Below are 16,769 nucleotides of genomic sequence, written 5' to 3' on the forward strand. Positions count from 1 at the left end.
AGGTCGGTCGTGGACGACGAGCGGTGAAAGCCCCCGGCGTCTCGATGGTCCACGACTTGGGGCGCGCTTCCTTCACGAGAGCGCGTCGCTTCGCTCCGCGCTCTCGCTCAGTCCCGTGTCGTCGGCGCGAAGCGCCGACTGCTGGCGGGACCTCTGGTCCCGCTCTGCTCACGAGACCGCCGGCCCCGTTCAGTCCCACCCGAATTGGCGACCAATCGTGCAGTCACTGGTCGTCACCCGGTGTGTCGTCTGTCGGTTGGGAATCCGGTAGTCGCAGTGACCCCACGCCTCCCCGACTGCCGACGACACGAACTGCGAGCAGGGTCTCGCTGTCGCTCGACCACTGCCCGGTGTCGGTCGTCGCCAGCTCGCATCCTGTCGGATTCCGGTTGTCGTCGCGTGACCGAGTGACAGATTCGGCGCGCGCGAGGAACGCGTGCGAGGGAGCCGGATGCGGGCGGTGCCGAGAGCATCCGGCGAGGGTGGGGAGGACCGAGGTGCGATTGCTGTCGGGGTCGCGGTGCTGGTGCTGTCGCGGTCTGCTGGGCTGTCACGGTGCGGGCTTCTCGTCGGTGCGCTCAATCGAGTAGCGGTGGTGTCGCTGTCCCGGTCGTGGTTCACTGAATCGTCGCAGTGTTATCAGGGCCAGCCACCACGTCGAGACGCGACCTCGTCTCAGAAGTGGCCGGGGTTCTCGGTCGAGTACTGAAGGTCGCCGCCACGGCCACCCTCCACCGTGTCACTGCCGGTGTCGCCCGTACTCGGCACTTTCACCTCGACGCGCTCGATCTCCGGGAAGTCTCGGATCAGGTCGGCTTTGATGTTCTGGGCCGTGATGTTGCTGATCCCACAGCCAGAACAGGTACCACCGAGTTCGACGACGACCTGTCCGGACTCGGGGTCGGCCTCCCGGACCACGCTCGTCCCGCCGTGCATCTGGATGATCGGCATCTGTCCGACCATCCACTGCTCGACGCGTTCGCGGAGGTCGGCTTCTGTCTCGCTCATTGCCCGCCCCTTGACGCCGGAGGTACCCGTACCTTGCGGTTCGTGGAGTCGTCGACCCGCCCGAGCAAATGTGTGTCACGATCTACCGTGATCTGTGACGCCGGAGCCACCACGCCCCGAGACCGACGCCCAGTGCGCCGGCACCGACGCCGAACCCCGGTGCAGTCGTCTCGGTCGTGGTCCCGGTCCCGGCCGAATTCGACGTGTTCCCGTCGCCCGATTCACTCGCCACGTTCTCGGTCGGGCTGGCGGTGATCGGTGCCGGGCCACTGTCGCCCAGGATGCCGGGCGGGTCGGCCTGCTGGCCGGCGTGATCCGGGAAGGTCCACAGCCCCGGCTCACCCGCCTCGCCGACACCCATGCTCGACGCGACGAACGCCTCGCCCTGCACGGTCGGGCGGGCGGTCCAGAACCGGGTGCGCTCCGGGTCGCGCCACCACGTCAGTTCGACCGGCGCGCCCGGATCGGACACGTCGTGGCGCTTCACGCCGCCCTGGTACCACGCCGAGTAGAGTACGTCGCCCCGAAGCTCGAAGTTGTGTGCCGTGGTCCAGACGCCGCCGAAGGTCGCGTCCGGCGTCTGCGGGGGGTCGATCGTCGAGCGACGAACCGGGTCGCTCGGGTCGGAGAGGTCCCACAGGTCGATCCCACTCGGTCCGCCGTCGCTCTGGGCGTCGTACGCCCACGACTCCCGGCCGACACCGACGAGAGTGCCGTCCTCGTTCGGCGCGACGTAGTGGGCGTTGCCCGGCGGTTCGGTCGCCTGCCGTCGCACCGAGGCGTCCGGCACGTCCCGCAGGGCCGACTGGTCACGCTCGCCGAAGTGAGTCACGTAGGTCGGCGCGGTCGGGTCAGACACGTCGAGGACCCACGTCCCGGCGTCCCAGTGGGCGAGGTACGCCCGGTCGTCTCGCACGACCACGTCGTGGATCGGTCGGAGACCAGAGGGGACGAGGTCCCAGCCGACGTCGTAGCCCGCCAGCGACCAGCGCGCCACCTCGGTCGGCGGGTCGGCGGCGACGTCGACGACGACCAGCGGATTGCGCTCGCCGGTGTTGGCCGTCAGGTAGGCGTAGTCCCCGACGAGGTCGCAGTTGTGGACCGGGAAGTCGGTCTCGGAGAACCCCAGTTCCGTGGGGTTCGCGGGGTCGCTCACGTCGACCAGCAGGGCCCCGGAGACCGCTTCGGGGAGTGGGTTCGCCGGGCCGACCACCAGCAGGCGGTCGCCGTCCGGGTCGAGTTTCACGTCGTGGATCATCCGGAGCGGGCCGTCCTCGCGGTCGGCGAGCGGCGAACGCACGTCGGCCAGGAGTTCGAGTCGGTCGGGCGCACTCACGTCCACGGTCGCGTAGCCGGAGTTCGTCGCCAGATAGGCGGTGTCGCCGTCGGGCGAGACGACTGCCTCGCGGGCACCCGGAATCGCCAGCGAGTCGTAGGGGCGGTAGGGACCGGGGTGTGCCTCGGCGGTGCCGGATCGGTCGGACGTGAGGTGGCCGACACCGGAGAGTCCGCCGAGGGTCGCCAGGCCGACTACGCCGGCACGGAGGGCGGCACGGCGTCGCATACCACTGCTCGGTGCCGGATCGGGAAAAGGCCGGTGGGTGTGGCTCGTGGCGGCAGGTTGGTGGGTGTGGCTCGTGGCGGCACCACGCTCGCTGTGTGATCGATCCGGCCGGGCCTCAGATCAGCACTCGTTCGAGCGACACGACCTCACCGGACTCGGCCGCCGGATCGCCGACCAGCGTCCCGAGACAGACCACCGCGTCGTCCGGGGTGAAGCAGGCGACGAGCGTCCCGCGATCCACACCAGCCACGCCCTCGCCGTCCACCACACCGGGCGCGTACACCGGCGCACCCTCGGCGATCTGGGCGGCCGCACTCGGCGCGACCGTCAATCGAGGCAGGTGCGTCAGCGCTCGTTCGGCCGGGGACACGACCTCCCGAATCGCGGTTTCGTCACCCTCCTCGGCGAACGCGAGCGCGTCCGCGAGGTCGTGGAGGTTCACGAGGTCGGTGTCGTCGAAGGGATCGGTGGCAGTCCGGCGCAGGTGACCCATGTGCGCGCCGGTGCCGAGCGCCAACCCGAGGTCGTGACACAACTTCCGGATGTACGTCCCGCTCTCACAGCGAATCCGGAGGAGCGCCCGCCGATCCTCGACTTCCAGCACGTCCAGTGTGTGGATGCGCCGGGACCGCAGGCGGCGCGAGACGGCGCTCTTGCGGGGCGGCTTCTGGTACACGTCGCTCTCGAACTCCGCGACGACGGCGTCGAGGTCGGAGGGTGCCGGGCCGTGCAGTTCCAAGACGGCGACGTACTCCTTCGTCCCCTCCAAGAAGACCTGCGCGAGTCGGGTCGCGTCGCCGAGCAGGACCGGCAGACAGCCCGTGACCTTCGGGTCCAGTGTGCCGGCGTGGGCCGCCCGGTCGACGCCCGCCATGTCCCGGACCCAGCCCGCGACCTGGTGGGCCGAGGGACCAGGCGGCTTGTCGAGGTTCACGACCCCGAAGTCGAGCAGGTCGGCGAGCGGTCGGTCGTCGGGTGGCCCACGCATGGTCAGAAGTCGTACCGGACGCCCTCGACCGGGTAGCGCCCCTCGTCGGTGTCGGTGTCGTACTGCTCGACGAAGCCGGTCAGCCCCGCGAGGACGGCGTCGGCGTCCCAGCGGGCGGTGTTCAGCGCGATGTCGTAGATCGACAGGTCGCGGATGTCGATGTCGTAGTACTCCAGATACCGGCCGGCCTCGCTCTCCTCGCGTTCCGTGGTCTCCCGGCGGGCCTGTGCGACCGGCTTCTCTTCACGGTCGGCGATGCGCTCGGCGCGGACCGAGACCGGCGCGTCGAGCCAGAGTCGGAAGTCGGCGGCGTCGCCGGCCAGCCAGCCGGCGAGGCGGGACTCCAGCACGAGGTCGTCGCGGTCGCGGGCGGTGTCGTACAGTCGGCGGTCCAGGTCGCGGTCCACCTGGTCGTCTTCCTCGGCGAGCGCGTTGAACTCGGCGAGGCTCATGTCGCGTTCTGCGGCCAGCGAGCGGAAGATGTCGCCGCCGCTGACGTGGTCGAGTCCGAAGGCGTCGGCCAGCCCCTCGGCAGTGGTACTCTTTCCACTGCCGGGCGGGCCGGAGACGGTGATCAACATATCGACTCTCGGTCGGTCGCAGTAAAAGAGGTTACCGTTGGCGCACGGTTCGTGAGTCGGTCACACGCCGGGGAACGCTCCCCGAGCGTCGGGGCCGCGCGGCCGATCAGGACGCGCTGGGCGTCGTCGAGATGTTCAGCCCCTTCCGGATGATCTGGGTGAAGCCCATCGAGCAGAGGAAGTACCAGACGATCCACGCCTGGATCGGGCCGACCACGCCGTCGGTCCACGCCTTCGGGCCCACGATGGGCAGGACGAGCTGTTCGAGCTGGAAGACGGGGTCGGCGTTCGCGCCGATGCCGACGCCCCAGTACATCCAGAGGAACACCGGGATGGTGAGGAACATGATCCACACCATCGGCCGGAACTGCTCTTTGAACATCCCCATCTGGTCGCCCATCGCCTCCATCTGCTCCTCCTGGATGGCGTCGAGCGCCTCGTCGTCGCCCGCCTCTTTCGCCTCCTTGCGGCGCTCCTGGATGTCCTTCATGCGCTGCTGGTACTTGCCCATCTTGTCCATGTCCATCAGGTTCGCCTGCAGGAGCGTGGAGTACAGCCCCGTCACCAGCGCCAGCAGCATCACGACCGCGTAGAACGGGAGCATCGACTCGACGGGTGCGAGCACGATGTTCATCGTTCCACCGATCACGTCGCGGATAGGTTTCTGGGAGTAGCCCAGGAACAACCCGACCGTGAACAGCGCGGCGGCCTTGTCGTAGATGGACCAGCTACTGTCTTCGACGTCCTCGTCGTCGAAGTCGACGGACGACCCCGCGTCGGCGTCGCTCCCGTCGTCTTCGAGTGCCTCGCGGGTCGCGTCGGCGTCGGCCAACTCGAAGCCGTTCTCGCCGTCCACGAGGATCCCCTGTTCGATCAGGCGGCCCCACTGACCGCTGGTGAGGTCCTCGCGTACGTCGATCCACGCGATCTCGCCGTCCTCGGCCCGCTCCAGGACGGTCTCGATCACGTCGCGCATCTCGGCGTCCGCCGAGACGAGCGACCGGACCTTCTCTTCGATACGTGCCATTGCCCCGTAGTTGGCGTCCACCCGTTAAGAGCTTTTTACTCTGTGTTCCGCTCGCACGGTCGGCCTGATGGTGTTGCGTGGGGGTCGGCCTGATGCTGTTGCGTGGGGGTCGGTCGGCGGTGTGGTCGCTGACCTCGACTGTGATGAGATAGCAGACCGCGACTACGACAGCACAGCAAACAGCACCAGCACCGCTACTCGATCCGGGACAACCGGAATTTTTGACCGCGACAGCACCGCAGTCTGCGGCCGTGACAGCACCGCACCTCGTCCTCCCCAGCCTCGCGGGACTCTCCGCACCGCCCGTCCCGCTCCCTCGCGCGCGTCGAGGTCGCGCGCGCCGGGTTGTGGGTCGAATCACACGCAACTCGGATTTATAACGGGTTTTGAACATTTTTATACCCCTCGTAGACGGCACGCTCGCCACCCGCTCCGGCCGGTTCTGGAATCCGACAGGACGCGATCTGCTGGCGACCGGAATCGAGTCGTGTCTGAGCGACAGCGAAGACCGACTCGCAAGTCGGTCGCCAACAGTCGGGGAGGCTCGGGGACGACTGCGACTGCCGGGTTCCAAACCCACAGACGACTCGCAGCGCGACCACCAGTAACTGCGTGATGGGTCGCAAATTCGGGTGGGACTGAAAGGGGCCGGCGTCTCGACCCCTCCCGGCTGACGTAAGCACTGGACTGAGGGCTGGCGGGCTTGCCCGCCAGCCTGAGGGAAGCGCGCAACGAGGCCCGGAGGGTCGAGACGCCGGGGGCTTTCACCGCTCGTCGTCTGCGACGTATTCGACCGAGCTCTCTGCGACGTATTCGACCGAGTTCACGTCACAGACCGAGTCGACCTCCTCACACCGCGCCCGACACGACGACACCGATGCCCTCCGCGACGAACCGCGAGGCGAGATACAGCGCGGGTGCGAACACCACCAACTGCAACACGAGACCGATCCCACCACCCGCGACGTTGCCGGTCGCGCTCCCGAGGAGCGAGCCGAAGTAGAGGACCAGTCCGCCGGTCGTGAAGTGGAGCGCTGCCTGTCCTATCGTCTCGTCGGAGACCATATCCCGCAGACACACCACCGGCCCGAAATCCTGTCGGTCGCCAGACGCGAGTCGCTCACCGCGTCTCCTCTGCTCCCACGCCGTCCAGCACGTCGCCGGCGACTCGCGCCGAGGTCAACCCGGAGACGCGCCGGTCCGCGAACACCTCGCGCAGACTCCGCACCGCGTCGGGGTCGCGCTCGAAGGAGACGCCCGGATACGTCACGTCGGTCAACACCAGCGGGGTGGCCGGTGCCGGGGCGACGCCGGCGGGGCCGTCGAGTGGCTCCGGCGCGAACACGCGGTCGATCCGTGACTCCTCGCTCGCACCCGAGGCGACGTCCCGCACGAGACCGATCACCCGCCGGACGAGTTCGCGGGCGAACCCACCCGCCGAGAGCCTGAACACGAGGAAGTCGCCGTCACGCGCGACCGACCCCTCGACGTCGCGCTCGGTGCCGGTCTCGTCCGGCGTGAGGTTGTGGTAGTCGCGCGGGCCGGTCACGCGGTCGAGGACCGCCCGTGTCCGCGAGAGTGAGAGGTCGGGTGCGTAGAGGTGGTAGCGATAGGTCCGAGCGGTCGGGTCGTGGGTCGCGTGGAAGTCGTCGGGAACCGGCACGCTGGCCCACGCCCGCACCGACGCCGGGAGTTCGCTGTTCAGCGCGCGCGGCGAACACCACTCCGGACAGGAGAAGGCGACCGTCTGTGCGACCGCCGAGACACCGGCGTCGGTTCGGCCGGCGGCGGCGTAGCCCGGTGGCGTCCGAGCCTCGGCGGCGGCATCTGCGTCGGTCACGCCGAGGTCGACGAGTGCGTCGAGAACCGCGTCCTCGACGGTCGGCACGTCCGGCTGTCGCTGGAAGCCGTGGAACGGGCGACCGTCGTAGGCGATCCGGAAGGCGCGCACGGGTGAGGGTGGACGCCGGGCGGGCAAGTCGGTTGTGTTCCCGACCACTACGTCTCGGACTGGCGGACCGTCACGACCGGGATCCGTGCGCGCCTGACGACTCGTTCCGTGACGCTCCCGAGCAGGACGCGGCCCACCCCCGTCCGGCCGTGGGTCCCCATCACGAGCAGGTCCGCGTCGTGTTCCTCCGCGTAGCGCAGGATCTCCTCGGCCGGGAAGCCGCGGACGACCGCCGTCTCGACTGCCGGGCTGTCCGGATCGTCGCTCGTCAGGTCGGCGATCAACTCCCGTGTGGCGGCGACGTGCTCCCGACAGCGCCCCTCCAGAGCGGAGATCACCGTGCCGGCCCCGCCGGTCGTGAAGGTGCCGTACGACTTCGTGTCCGCGACCGCGAGCACGTGGATGGTCGCGCCGTAGGTCTGTGCGAGCGAGACCGCGTGTGCGACCGCGGCCTCGGCTCCCTCGCTCCCGTCGGTCGGGAGGAGGACAGTCCGCACCGTGTCGGCGGCACCGGCCTCACGCTCGGTGTCGGTCGTTGCGCCAGACATCACGACTCCTCGTCCGTCACCCGAACCGTCATCACCGGCACCGGGGCGGTTCTGACGACCTTCTCCGTGACGCTCCCGAGGAGGAACCGGTCCACGCCGCTCCGGCCGTGGGTCCCCATCACGATCAGGTCCGCACCGATCTCCTCGGCGTAGTCCACGATCGTCCGGTGTGGCGTCCCGTGGACGACGGCCGTCTCGGCCGGGACGCCGGCCGCCTCGGCCTGTTCGGCGACGTAACCGACCGCGGTCTCGCCCTCGTCTTCCAGCGCGTCGATGACGACGCTGGTGCTCATGTCGAGGGTGCTGTAGGCCGTCGAGTCGAGGACGTAGAGGGCGTGGACGGTCGCGTCGTACCGCTCGGCGAGGTCGACCGCGCGCTCGACTGCTTCGACGACTGCGGCGCTCCCGTCTGTGGGCACGAGGATTGTATCGTACATGGCGATCACCGCCTCGACTTACGGCCTCCCGGGAGTTATAGCTCCGCCGTGGTTCCCGGTCTCGGAGAATCGACAGTCTTCGGGCAGGTCGCCGGTCGAGGTCGAAGGGGCCAGTTACTCGGCGAAGTCGTCGTAGGTCGGCGCGTCCCGGTCGCCGGGGAAGTCGTCGACCGGCGCGGTCGTCTGCTCGCCGGTCGCCATGTCCTTCACCGTCACCTCGTCGTTCGCCAGATCCTGCTCGCCGACGATGACGACCGTCTCGGCGTTGATCCCGTCGGCGTAGCCCATCTGCGCGCCGAAGCTCCGGTCGGCCACGTCGGTCTCGACGACGTTGCCGGTCGCTCGCAACTCGCGGGCGATTCTGGCGGCGACGTCGCGCGTGTCGCCGACCGTCAGCAGGTAGTAGTCGGTCGAGAGTGCCTCCTCGGGCCAGACGCCGGCGCGCTGACAGAGCAGTTGCAGGGGCGCGTGTCCGGGCGCGACGCCGACCGCAGGGGTCGGCTGGCCGCCGAAGCTCTCGATCAGGTCGTCGTACCGACCGCCGCCGAAGACTGCTCGGGACACCTCGCCGGTCGAGTCGAAACACTCGAACACGACGCCGGTGTAGTAGTCTAGCCCGCGTGCAGTCTCCAAGGAGAGCGTGCAGTATTCCCGAACGCCGAACTCCTCCGCCACGGCGAGGACGTTCTGGAGGTTCGTGACGGCCGCCTCGACGCGCTCCGTGCCGGCGAAGTCGACGAGAGCGTCGAGATCCTCGGATTTGAGGAGGTCGTCGAACTGCTCGGCTTGACTCCACGTCAGGCCGGCGTCGGTCAGCAGCGCGAGATACTCCTCGCGGTCGATCTTCGCGGACTTGTCGACCGCCCGGATGGCGTCGCGGGTGTCCACGTCGGCGTCGAAGGCTTCGAGGAGGCCACCGAGGATGTCGCGGTGGGAGACGCGGAACTCGAAGTCGTCCGCAGTGAGACCGAGGTTCGTCATCGCGTCGGCCGCGAACGCGAGAATCTCGGCGTCGGCCTCGGGTTCTGCCGAGCCGAAGATGTCGACGTTGGTCTGGTAGAACTCGCGGAAGCGGCCCTGCTGGACCTGCTCGTAGCGCCAGAAGGGACGGGTGGACATCCACTTGATCGGCTTCGAGAGTTCTTGGGACTTGGCGACGACCATCCGGGCGACGGTCGGCGTGAGTTCCGGCGTGAGTGTGACGTCTCGGCCGCCCTTGTCCTGGAAGGCGTACAGTTCCTCGACGATCTCCTCGCCGGACTTGTCGACGTACATCTGCGTGCGCTCTAAGGCGGGGGTGCCGATCTCCCGGAAGCCGTACCGCTCGGCGGTGGCCTCCACGGTGTCGATGGTCTCCCGCCGGGCGGACATCTCGCCCGGGTAGAAGTCGCGGAATCCCTTGAGGTGGTCGTACATACGCGGTGGTTCGGGGATGCGCGACTTGAACGCTGTCTTTCACGGATGCTACTGTGATGTGAACTCGGTCGACTCGGTCTTGGATGTGAACTCGGTCGACTCGGTCTTGGATGTGAACTCGGTCGACTCCATCGGCGACAACGAGGGGTGAAAGCCCCCGGCGTCTCGACCCTCCGGGACTCGCTGTGCTCCTCGGTCGGGAGCGCGCGTCGCTTCGCTCCGCGCGCTCCACTCCCTGCGGTGCTTGCGTCGTCCGGGAGGGACCGAGACGCCGGCCCCTTTCAGTCCCACCCGAGTGGGCGAAAGCGCACGCAACACTCGGTGGACCAGTCGCCTTCAGCGCACTCTCCTACCTGAAACCGTCGGCGCGGCATGAAGCCGCGCCCGCCCGGTCGACTGGTGAGTGTGACGTGAGTAGAACTCGTGTCGTGTTGTCGCGGGTCGGTGTGGAGTCACCTCGACGGCGACGGCGTCACTCGCGCAGTGCTTCCGGATCGTCGGCGTGCGCCCGGACCCACAGCTCCCCGATTCGCGAGAGGCGCGTCCGGTAGGACTTCCCGCGCTCCTCCTGCTCGATGTACCCCTTCCCGCCCGGTCCCAGCCGATCCACGTTGTAGATCACCTTCGACCGGAAACTGTCGGTGTACTCCTCGTTCAGTTCCCGCGCGAGTGCCTCCGCCAGTTCGGACACGGAGGCGAACTCGCCCTGCTCGCCCAACTCGAACAGGATCACCTCCTCGAACGGTTTGACGTTCGAGAACGAGGCGACCGGCAGTTCGATGATGTGGTTCCCGTCGACCTCCTTCGCGCCGATCGTCGTCCCGCGTTCGTCGAACTCCGAGAGCAGATCGGCCGCGTCCGCGAGTCGGTCGTCGATGCGCTCGGCGAGGTCAGAATGCTCGTCGCCGGACTCGCCGACCAGCACCTCGTCGCGCACCTCCCGGAGCAGGTCGAGTTCGGCCCGGAGCGCTTCGGCGAGTTCCGTCTCCAGATACTTCTCCGGGGCGGTGTAGTAGGTGTGGATCCGATCCCGATCCGCCTGTCGCTCGACCATGATCGAGTGGGCCGCCGTGGCGAAGGCGAACGAAACCGGTCGAGGCATCGAGGAGACGTTGACCCACACCTCCGCGCCGGTGTCCAGTTCCGCGTTGATGAGGTCGTAGGCCTGCTCGAACGCCCGGTCGTAGTCGTACACGTCGGTCACGACGACGCGCTCCGTCGCCGCGCCGAGGAGGTTCCGGAAGTCCTTCTCCAGTTTCTCGGAGAGGTGTCGGGAGTACTCGACGTTGGCCTCGCTCCCGACCGCACCTTCGAGCAGGATCACCCGGTCCACGTCCAACTGCTCGCGGATCAGCGGGGCGATCAACCGGTCGTAGTCGAAGCCGACCGGCACGATGTGCGTCTGCATACGCGAACAGTTGCCGGGCGCAGTTAAATATCCAAACACTGCGAGCGACACCACGACCTCCCGGAGAAACCCGTCGAATCTGCCGCCTTTCGCCGCTCGCGTGGCACATCCTCAACTATTATATGTGGCGCTGGAGACCGAGCAAACAGAGCCAATGTCTGACCAGGAAATACATGAAGGTCTCGAAGGCATCACCGTCGCCGAGACGCGCCTCAGCTTCATCGACGGTGAAGCCGGCGAACTCGTCATCGGGGGGTATCCCCTCTCGGAACTCGGCGGCAACGCGACCTTCGAGGAGACGCTGTATCTGCTGTACAACGACAGACTCCCCACGCAGTCGGAACTCGAGGAGTTCTCGGACGAACTCGCGCAGTACCGGTCGCTCCCCGAGGGCTGTCTGGAGGTCGTCCGTTCGGCCGGCGAGGCCGGCGTCGTCCCGATGGACGCACTCCGCATGGGTGCGGCCGCCGCCAGCCTCGATCAGGACGGCGAGGACCCCGAACGCGACAAACTCGTCATCGTCGCTCGCCTGCCGACCATCGTCGCCGCCTACTGGCGTGCCCGGAACGGCGAGGAACCGCTCGAACCCCGCGAGGACCTCTCGCACGCCGGCAACTACCTCTACATGCTCACCGGCGAGGAGCCCTCGGACGCGCAGGTCGGCGGCCTCGAAGCGTATCTCAACACGGTCGTCGATCACGGCCTGAACGCCTCGACGTTCACCGGCCGCGTCATCGTCTCCACCGAGTCCGACCTCTACTCCGCGATCACGGGCGCGATCGGCGCGCTGAAGGGCCCGCTCCACGGCGGGGCACCCGGTCCGGTGCTCCGGATGTTGCTCGACATGTACGAGTCGGGCGACGTAGAGGGGATGCTCCGCGAGAAACTGGAAGCCGGCGAGCGCCTGATGGGCTTCGGCCACCGCGTCTACAAGGTGCGTGACCCCCGCGCCGAGGTGCTGTCGTCTGCGGCCGAGAGCTTCTACCAGGAAGACGGCGACTCCGACTTCTTCGAGTTGGCGAAGGAAGTCGAGACCGAGGCGGTCGACCTGCTGGAGGAGTACAAACCCGGGCGACGCCTCGACACGAACGTCGAGTTCTACACCGCCGTCCTCCTGCACGGCATCGGCATCCCGGACGAACTGTTCACCACGACGTTCGGCATCGCCCGCGCCGGTGGCTGGACGGCCCACTGTCTGGAGCAGTTGGAGAACAACCGACTCGTGCGACCGCGTGGCAAGTACGTCGGCGAGAAGGATCGCACCTGGACGCCGGTCGACGAGCGGTAACACCCGACTCTCTTCCCCTTCGATTCTCTTTCCGACGCGGCACGCGAGGTCGGTCCCGACGAGTGGCGACCTCGAGCCTGCGACTGGCGTGGCCGAGTCGCAGACGGGAGTGCTATCGCGTGCCAGCGTGATCGCCGAGTCGAAGGCCTTAATAAACAGACCGGCGTCGTTCGAGACGCGGGACCGTGGGGTAGCGGTATCCTCGGCGCATGGGGTGCGTCGGACCTGAGTTCGAATCTCGGCGGTCCCACTTCCTTCGACGACGCCGACACGCGGAGCGGCACGCACGACTCGTGGACGAGACCGCGAGCGGCCGTCGCCCTCCGGCGACGAGACCTCGATCCGGGCCGAGACGACCCGTTAGGGGACGGATAAGCAAAGGTCGCGAGGCCGTCGTCGCCGGTGATGCATCGACGTTCACTGCTCGCGAGGGTCGGCACACTCGCCGCTGGTGCGGTCTGCGCGAGCGGTACCACCACCGCCGACACCGGCGACGACACGCCACAGACGCCGACGCGCGACGGCACGATCCTGCCCGGCACACGCCACGAGACACCCGTGTACTTGGTCGAGAGCGACGGCTCGGGACCGACCGTCTTCGTCATCGGGGGCATCCACGGCGACGAGCGGAGCGGCGCCCGCGCCGCCAGTCGCATCGCCCGGTGGGAGATCGACGCCGGGCGGCTGGTCGTCGTCCCGCGAGCGAACCGGGTCGCGCTGGCGCGGAACACGAGAGCGGGCGTCGGCGGCGACCTGAACCGCGCCTTCCCACCCGAGGGTCGACCGGAGACCGAACTGGCCCGGGCGCTGTGGGACGAGGTCGTCGCCCGCGACCCCGACGTGCTCGTCGACTGCCACAGTTCGCGGGGCATCTACGGGCTCCATCGGGAGTACGTCGGGCAAGCGGTGTTCCCAGCGGCGGACGGGCGATCGCCACAGCGGGCCGACCGCGCCGTCGCGGCGACGAACGAGGCGGTGGTGCCGTGGTCGATGCCGTTCCACGAGTTCGAGCGAGGCAACCTACTGTCCGGCGACGACCCACTGCTGGCCCACCGGGCCGTCGTCCATGGGGTGGCGAGCTATCTCGTCGAGACAACGCGGTTCGTCACCGACCTGCGGACCCGGACCGACTGGACCGTCACCCTCGTCGAGCACCTGCTGGCCCAACACGGTATCGACCGGGCTGGCGACGACGCGACCGGGGGTGACGGGGCGTGACCGACGACGAGCGACTCCGGCGAACACTGGTCGGCCGCGACGTCGGGGTCGTCGGGGCACTGCTGGTCCTCCCGTTCGCCGCGACATGGGTCTCGCCGCGGTTCGCATCCCCGCTGGCACTGCCTGGCTACCTCGTCTACACGGTCGGGAGTGCCGTCGGCAACGCGCTCCTGCCGAACTACGCGCTGTGGGTCTACTGGGCTCCCTTCCTGCTGGCGTCGTACGCCGTCTCGGTCCTCGTGGCCGGGGCCGGTCGGGTCACCGTGGCCCGACTGCGCGACGACGGGTGAGTACCGTGGTGGCCGTCGACCGCGAGGTTCGCGGCGTGACTCGGAAGACGACGACGCCCTCGTTGCGGTAGACGCGCTCGTACCGACTGCTGGCGACCATCGTGTGGCGGAGCGCCGCGGTCCCCTCGTGTTCCAGTCCGCGGACGGTGTAGTGGCCGCGGGGGACGTACACGTAGTCGGGCGGGTTGTCGTCGGCCGCGAGAACGCCGTCGAGACAGGCGGCGTCGGCACACTCGCTCGCCCGCTCGAACCGTTCTATCTGCGTGTAGTACTGGTCCGGCGACTCCCACTCGACCCCCCACGGGCCGACGAGGAGGGGGCGCTCGGCGTAGTAGGGGAACCACTCGGCGGCGTCCCCGAGGACGACGAAGGACTCGTCGGCCGCCGTGTGAGTGGCCACCCAGTCCATCGCCTCGCGGTCGTCGTCGTCGACGAACGCCGGGAGGCTGGCACTGCCGTGGTGGGCCGCCGGCAGCGCGCTGGCCGCGTAGAGTGTGCCGACACCGCCGGCGACGAGCAGCACGACCGCGAGCGTCGCCACCGCCACCTGCTGTCGGTCGAGTCTCGGCCGCCGGTCGAGTGCCGGCCACCACCGGGCGGCCCGCGGGACGGCGACCCCACACAGGACGCTGCCGAGCAGGAGTGCGCCGGGGACGAACTGGAACCGCTCCTTGCCGACGACGTACGCACCGACCACGAGCCACGCGGGGAGGAGGTACCGACCGCGTGCGACGGCGACGAGCGTCGCCGCGAACACGCCGAGGAAGAACAGCGAGACGACGGTCGGGTCCAGCGGGTAGACGAACTGGTCGAGGAGCCGTCCGACGCCCCCGGCGAGGCCGCTGTGACTCCCGGCCGCCCCGGTGAACACGCCGACGCCGTGACGGCTCGCGACCGTGAGCCACCACGGCGCGGCCAGGAGGACGCCCCCCGCTGCGACGACAGCACCCTCGACCAGCCCCCGAAGTGACCGGTCGAGCCCGGCGTACAGCACCAGCCAGCTAAGGCCGAAGTAGACCGTGTACACCGGGTGCGACAGCAGGGTCAGGGTGAACAGGACGGTCCCGGCGACAGCCCACCGTCGGGTTCCCCGCCCGAACAGCCGACAGCCGGCGTAGATGCCACACAGGGTGAGCAGGAACGCCGACCCGCGGACGATGCCGCCGGCAGAGAGGTGCCACTGCAAGGTCGGCGGCGCGACCGCCAGTATCGTCGCCGCGACCCCCGCCTGTCGGCGTGTGGCGAGCAGTTCCAGCCCGACGCCGTAGAAGGGGACGAGCACGAGGACGGTGACGACCGCGGGCACGACACGACTGACGGCAAGCCCCGAGACCCCGAGTTCCAGGAGGACGGCGACGACGTAGAACTGGAGCGGCGGGTACGCCAGCGGGAGTCCCTCGGCGTAGTGCGGGACGCGCGCCGGGAGCCGGAACCCGTTGCTGCGAATCTGCTCTGCGATGTCGAGATACAGTCCTGCCCCGTACGCCGGGTAGGGGTGTGTGAACAGGTACGTCGCGGACACCACCACCCCCGCGACGAGCGCGACCGCGAACCAGCCGTGTCCGGCCGGCCCCAGCGAGCGTGTCAGGGCGGCCGGCAGGCCGTCGCCCGACCGCTCGGATCGGGCGGTCGCCGAGGCGTGGCGGTCGGCCGCCTCCGTGTCCGCGCCGGTCACCGGTCGTCCCTCCCGAACGAGACCGGCGACCGGAGCAGGAGGCGGTACCGACTCCAGCGCCACTCGGCGAGGAGCCAGCCGAGCGCGACAGGGACGCCGACGACCGTCGCTACCGCCGCCGGGAGCCCCATCCACGCCGGGAGGACGTAGAAGACGCTGTTGGCGAGCGGCCCGGCGAGGCTGTCGTCGGGAGTGCTCTCGCGTCCCGAGTCCGCCTCGGTGTCGGTGCCTCCCTCACCGGCCCGACCCGCGAGGCCGACCTCGCCGGCGGGTGGGCCGCCGGTGCTCTCGTCGCCGGTGCCGAGCCGTTCGGCCTCGTAGGGGAACGCGACCGGGAGGCTCCAGACGACCGCGCCGTCCTCGTCGACTTCGACGACGCGGTCGCCGTTCGAGTCGGTGACGAGCGTGTGGCCGTTCGGCAGGCGATCGGCGTCGCGAGGCCACTGCAGGCGGTCGTCCGCCCACGTCCACGAGCGCCGCCAGCCGTCGTCGGTCCGCCGGTACTCGACGACGCGGTTGTTCTCCGAGTCGGCGACGAGCGTCGAGGGCGGGCCGGTCCCGTTCGCCAGGTAGTCGGGGTTGTGCTGTTCGTAGAGGACGTCGTGGGAGCCGTTTCCGAGCGTCTGGGCGTCGAGCAGGCCCGTCTCGCGGTCGAGGTAGACGACCCGGTCGTGGTTCCGTAGGCTGACCTGGATGCGGCCGTCGGGGAGCACCTCCACGTCGTTCAGGTGGGTCCAGTCCTCGGGGTAGGGGCCGCCGGAGGTCCGGGGGTCGAAGGCAGCCTGCGCGTCCCACGCCCACTCGACGACGCCGGTGGTCGTGTTCACGACGACGACGCGGTCCTGCGCGATGTCGGCGACGACGTAGCGCGTCGGCGAGAGGCGGTCGGCGTCGTGCCACCGCGTGGAGTGCTTGCCGGGGGTGACGCGGCTGTATATCGGCGTCACCTCGCCGGACGTGAGGTTGACGCGCTCGATCCCGTTTCGCGTGCAGACCGACTCGCCGCCACACTCGCTGGCGTTCAGGTGGTCGGCGTAGACGTACTCGACCGTCCGGGTGGTGTTGGGGACCGGGTCGACGTCCCAGTACCGGGTGTGTACGTCGTCGTAGTACGCGACGCTCCCGTTCGGTGCGACGGCGAGCAACTCGGCGTTCGCCCGAGGACCGTCACCCGCCTGCCCGAGCCACGTGTTCGAGTCGGTCGCGACGACGGTCATCCCCTCCCGGGGTTCGACAGCCGTCGTCTCGGGACCTTCGGCGCTCACTGTCGGCGAGCGGGTCGTGTAGGCGTGGCCGACGACGAGGAGACTGCCGACGAGGAGCAACGCGAGACAGACGCGGGCCACCGTTCGTGAACGCATCGCCGGTCC

Annotated in this window: 16 protein-coding genes and 1 tRNA gene; 4 read left to right on the forward strand and 13 right to left on the reverse strand. The window is 69.0% G+C overall.

Annotated elements, in window-relative coordinates; translation table 11 throughout:
* Positions 1 to 675: 675 nt before the first annotated feature.
* The 11 genes from LI337_RS10585 to LI337_RS10635 form a co-directional block, all read right to left on the reverse strand.
* Complete coding sequence (locus tag LI337_RS10585) at positions 676 to 1,008, reverse strand: NifU family protein (protein ID WP_227229810.1); 333 nt, start codon at positions 1,006 to 1,008, stop codon at positions 676 to 678.
* An 82-nt stretch (positions 1,009 to 1,090) separates the two neighbouring features.
* The gene (locus LI337_RS10590) at positions 1,091 to 2,572 is read right to left on the reverse strand and encodes an LVIVD repeat-containing protein (RefSeq protein ID WP_227229811.1); all 1,482 of its coding nucleotides are present in this window, start codon (positions 2,570 to 2,572) and stop codon (positions 1,091 to 1,093) included.
* Between the two features lie 115 nt (positions 2,573 to 2,687).
* On the reverse strand, positions 2,688 to 3,560 hold the full coding sequence (locus tag LI337_RS10595) for an RNA-guided pseudouridylation complex pseudouridine synthase subunit Cbf5 (protein ID WP_227229812.1): 873 nt from the start codon (positions 3,558 to 3,560) through the stop codon (positions 2,688 to 2,690).
* Positions 3,561 to 3,562: 2 nt separating this feature from the next.
* The gene (gene cmk / locus LI337_RS10600) at positions 3,563 to 4,141 is read right to left on the reverse strand and encodes a (d)CMP kinase (RefSeq protein ID WP_227229813.1); all 579 of its coding nucleotides are present in this window, start codon (positions 4,139 to 4,141) and stop codon (positions 3,563 to 3,565) included.
* Positions 4,142 to 4,247: 106 nt separating this feature from the next.
* Positions 4,248 to 5,168, reverse strand: a complete 921-nt coding sequence (locus tag LI337_RS10605) for a DUF106 domain-containing protein (RefSeq protein WP_227229814.1) — start codon at positions 5,166 to 5,168, stop codon at positions 4,248 to 4,250.
* Positions 5,169 to 6,017: 849 nt separating this feature from the next.
* A complete protein-coding gene (locus tag LI337_RS10610; protein WP_227229815.1) occupies positions 6,018 to 6,233 on the reverse strand; it encodes a hypothetical protein in 216 nt (71 codons plus the stop codon).
* A 55-nt stretch (positions 6,234 to 6,288) separates the two neighbouring features.
* A complete protein-coding gene (truA, locus tag LI337_RS10615; RefSeq protein ID WP_227229816.1) occupies positions 6,289 to 7,119 on the reverse strand; it encodes a tRNA pseudouridine(38-40) synthase TruA in 831 nt (276 codons plus the stop codon).
* A gap of 47 nt (positions 7,120 to 7,166) precedes the next feature.
* Positions 7,167 to 7,667 carry a universal stress protein gene (locus tag LI337_RS10620; protein WP_227229817.1) on the reverse strand — a complete coding sequence of 167 codons (501 nt, stop codon included), beginning with the start codon at positions 7,665 to 7,667 and terminating at the stop codon, positions 7,167 to 7,169.
* Positions 7,667 to 8,104, reverse strand: a complete 438-nt coding sequence (locus LI337_RS10625) for a universal stress protein (RefSeq protein WP_227229818.1) — start codon at positions 8,102 to 8,104, stop codon at positions 7,667 to 7,669. Before LI337_RS10625 ends, LI337_RS10620 begins: the two co-directional genes overlap by 1 nt.
* 114 nt (positions 8,105 to 8,218) lie before the next feature.
* A complete protein-coding gene (gene hisS / locus LI337_RS10630; RefSeq protein WP_227229819.1) occupies positions 8,219 to 9,520 on the reverse strand; it encodes a histidine--tRNA ligase in 1,302 nt (433 codons plus the stop codon).
* 472 nt (positions 9,521 to 9,992) lie between these two features.
* Complete coding sequence (locus tag LI337_RS10635; RefSeq protein ID WP_227229820.1) at positions 9,993 to 10,928, reverse strand: HFX_2341 family transcriptional regulator; 936 nt, start codon at positions 10,926 to 10,928, stop codon at positions 9,993 to 9,995.
* Positions 10,929 to 11,082: 154 nt separating this feature from the next.
* Here LI337_RS10635 and LI337_RS10640 point away from each other — a divergent pair, with 154 nt between their 5' ends.
* The 4 genes from LI337_RS10640 (at position 11,083) to LI337_RS10655 (ending at position 13,724) form a co-directional block, all read left to right on the forward strand.
* A complete protein-coding gene (locus LI337_RS10640; RefSeq protein WP_227229821.1) occupies positions 11,083 to 12,216 on the forward strand; it encodes a citrate synthase/methylcitrate synthase in 1,134 nt (377 codons plus the stop codon).
* Positions 12,217 to 12,395: 179 nt separating this feature from the next.
* Positions 12,396 to 12,466 (forward strand) — tRNA-Pro (locus tag LI337_RS10645).
* Between the two features lie 155 nt (positions 12,467 to 12,621).
* Positions 12,622 to 13,434, forward strand: coding sequence for a succinylglutamate desuccinylase/aspartoacylase family protein (locus tag LI337_RS10650; RefSeq protein ID WP_227229822.1), 813 nt, complete (start codon positions 12,622 to 12,624; stop codon positions 13,432 to 13,434).
* A complete protein-coding gene (locus LI337_RS10655; protein ID WP_227229823.1) occupies positions 13,431 to 13,724 on the forward strand; it encodes a hypothetical protein in 294 nt (97 codons plus the stop codon). Before LI337_RS10650 ends, LI337_RS10655 begins: the two co-directional genes overlap by 4 nt.
* Here LI337_RS10655 and LI337_RS10660 read toward each other — a convergent pair.
* Positions 13,693 to 15,399 (reverse strand): hypothetical protein, encoded by a 1,707-nt coding sequence (locus tag LI337_RS10660; protein ID WP_227229824.1) that lies wholly within the window; start codon positions 15,397 to 15,399, stop codon positions 13,693 to 13,695. The two genes, LI337_RS10655 and LI337_RS10660, sit on opposite strands and share 32 nt — an antisense overlap.
* Entirely contained in the window at positions 15,396 to 16,760 is a 1,365-nt protein-coding gene (locus tag LI337_RS10665; RefSeq protein WP_227229825.1) for an aryl-sulfate sulfotransferase, read from the reverse strand. Before LI337_RS10665 ends, LI337_RS10660 begins: the two co-directional genes overlap by 4 nt.
* Between the last annotated feature and the right edge of the window lie 9 nt (positions 16,761 to 16,769).

It is taken from the genome of Salinirubrum litoreum, from assembly GCF_020567425.1.
In the GTDB taxonomy this organism is placed as follows: Archaea; Halobacteriota; Halobacteria; order Halobacteriales; family Haloferacaceae; genus Salinirubrum; species Salinirubrum litoreum.

What these genes read in the sequence shown, in the direction of transcription:
- LI337_RS10585 (WP_227229810.1), bottom strand. Translation starts at nt 1,008, where the DNA reads ATGAGCGAGACAGAAGCCGACCTCCGCGAACGCGTCGAGCAGTGGATG.
- LI337_RS10590 (WP_227229811.1), bottom strand. Translation starts at nt 2,572, where the DNA reads ATGCGACGCCGTGCCGCCCTCCGTGCCGGCGTAGTCGGCCTGGCGACC.
- LI337_RS10595 (WP_227229812.1), bottom strand. Translation starts at nt 3,560, where the DNA reads ATGCGTGGGCCACCCGACGACCGACCGCTCGCCGACCTGCTCGACTTC.
- cmk (WP_227229813.1), bottom strand. Translation starts at nt 4,141, where the DNA reads ATGTTGATCACCGTCTCCGGCCCGCCCGGCAGTGGAAAGAGTACCACT.
- LI337_RS10605 (WP_227229814.1), bottom strand. Translation starts at nt 5,168, where the DNA reads ATGGCACGTATCGAAGAGAAGGTCCGGTCGCTCGTCTCGGCGGACGCC.
- LI337_RS10610 (WP_227229815.1), bottom strand. Translation starts at nt 6,233, where the DNA reads ATGGTCTCCGACGAGACGATAGGACAGGCAGCGCTCCACTTCACGACC.
- LI337_RS10620 (WP_227229817.1), bottom strand. Translation starts at nt 7,667, where the DNA reads ATGTCTGGCGCAACGACCGACACCGAGCGTGAGGCCGGTGCCGCCGAC.
- LI337_RS10625 (WP_227229818.1), bottom strand. Translation starts at nt 8,104, where the DNA reads ATGTACGATACAATCCTCGTGCCCACAGACGGGAGCGCCGCAGTCGTC.
- hisS (WP_227229819.1), bottom strand. Translation starts at nt 9,520, where the DNA reads ATGTACGACCACCTCAAGGGATTCCGCGACTTCTACCCGGGCGAGATG.
- LI337_RS10635 (WP_227229820.1), bottom strand. Translation starts at nt 10,928, where the DNA reads ATGCAGACGCACATCGTGCCGGTCGGCTTCGACTACGACCGGTTGATC.
- LI337_RS10640 (WP_227229821.1), top strand. Translation starts at nt 11,083, where the DNA reads ATGTCTGACCAGGAAATACATGAAGGTCTCGAAGGCATCACCGTCGCC.
- LI337_RS10650 (WP_227229822.1), top strand. Translation starts at nt 12,622, where the DNA reads ATGCATCGACGTTCACTGCTCGCGAGGGTCGGCACACTCGCCGCTGGT.
- LI337_RS10665 (WP_227229825.1), bottom strand. Translation starts at nt 16,760, where the DNA reads ATGCGTTCACGAACGGTGGCCCGCGTCTGTCTCGCGTTGCTCCTCGTC.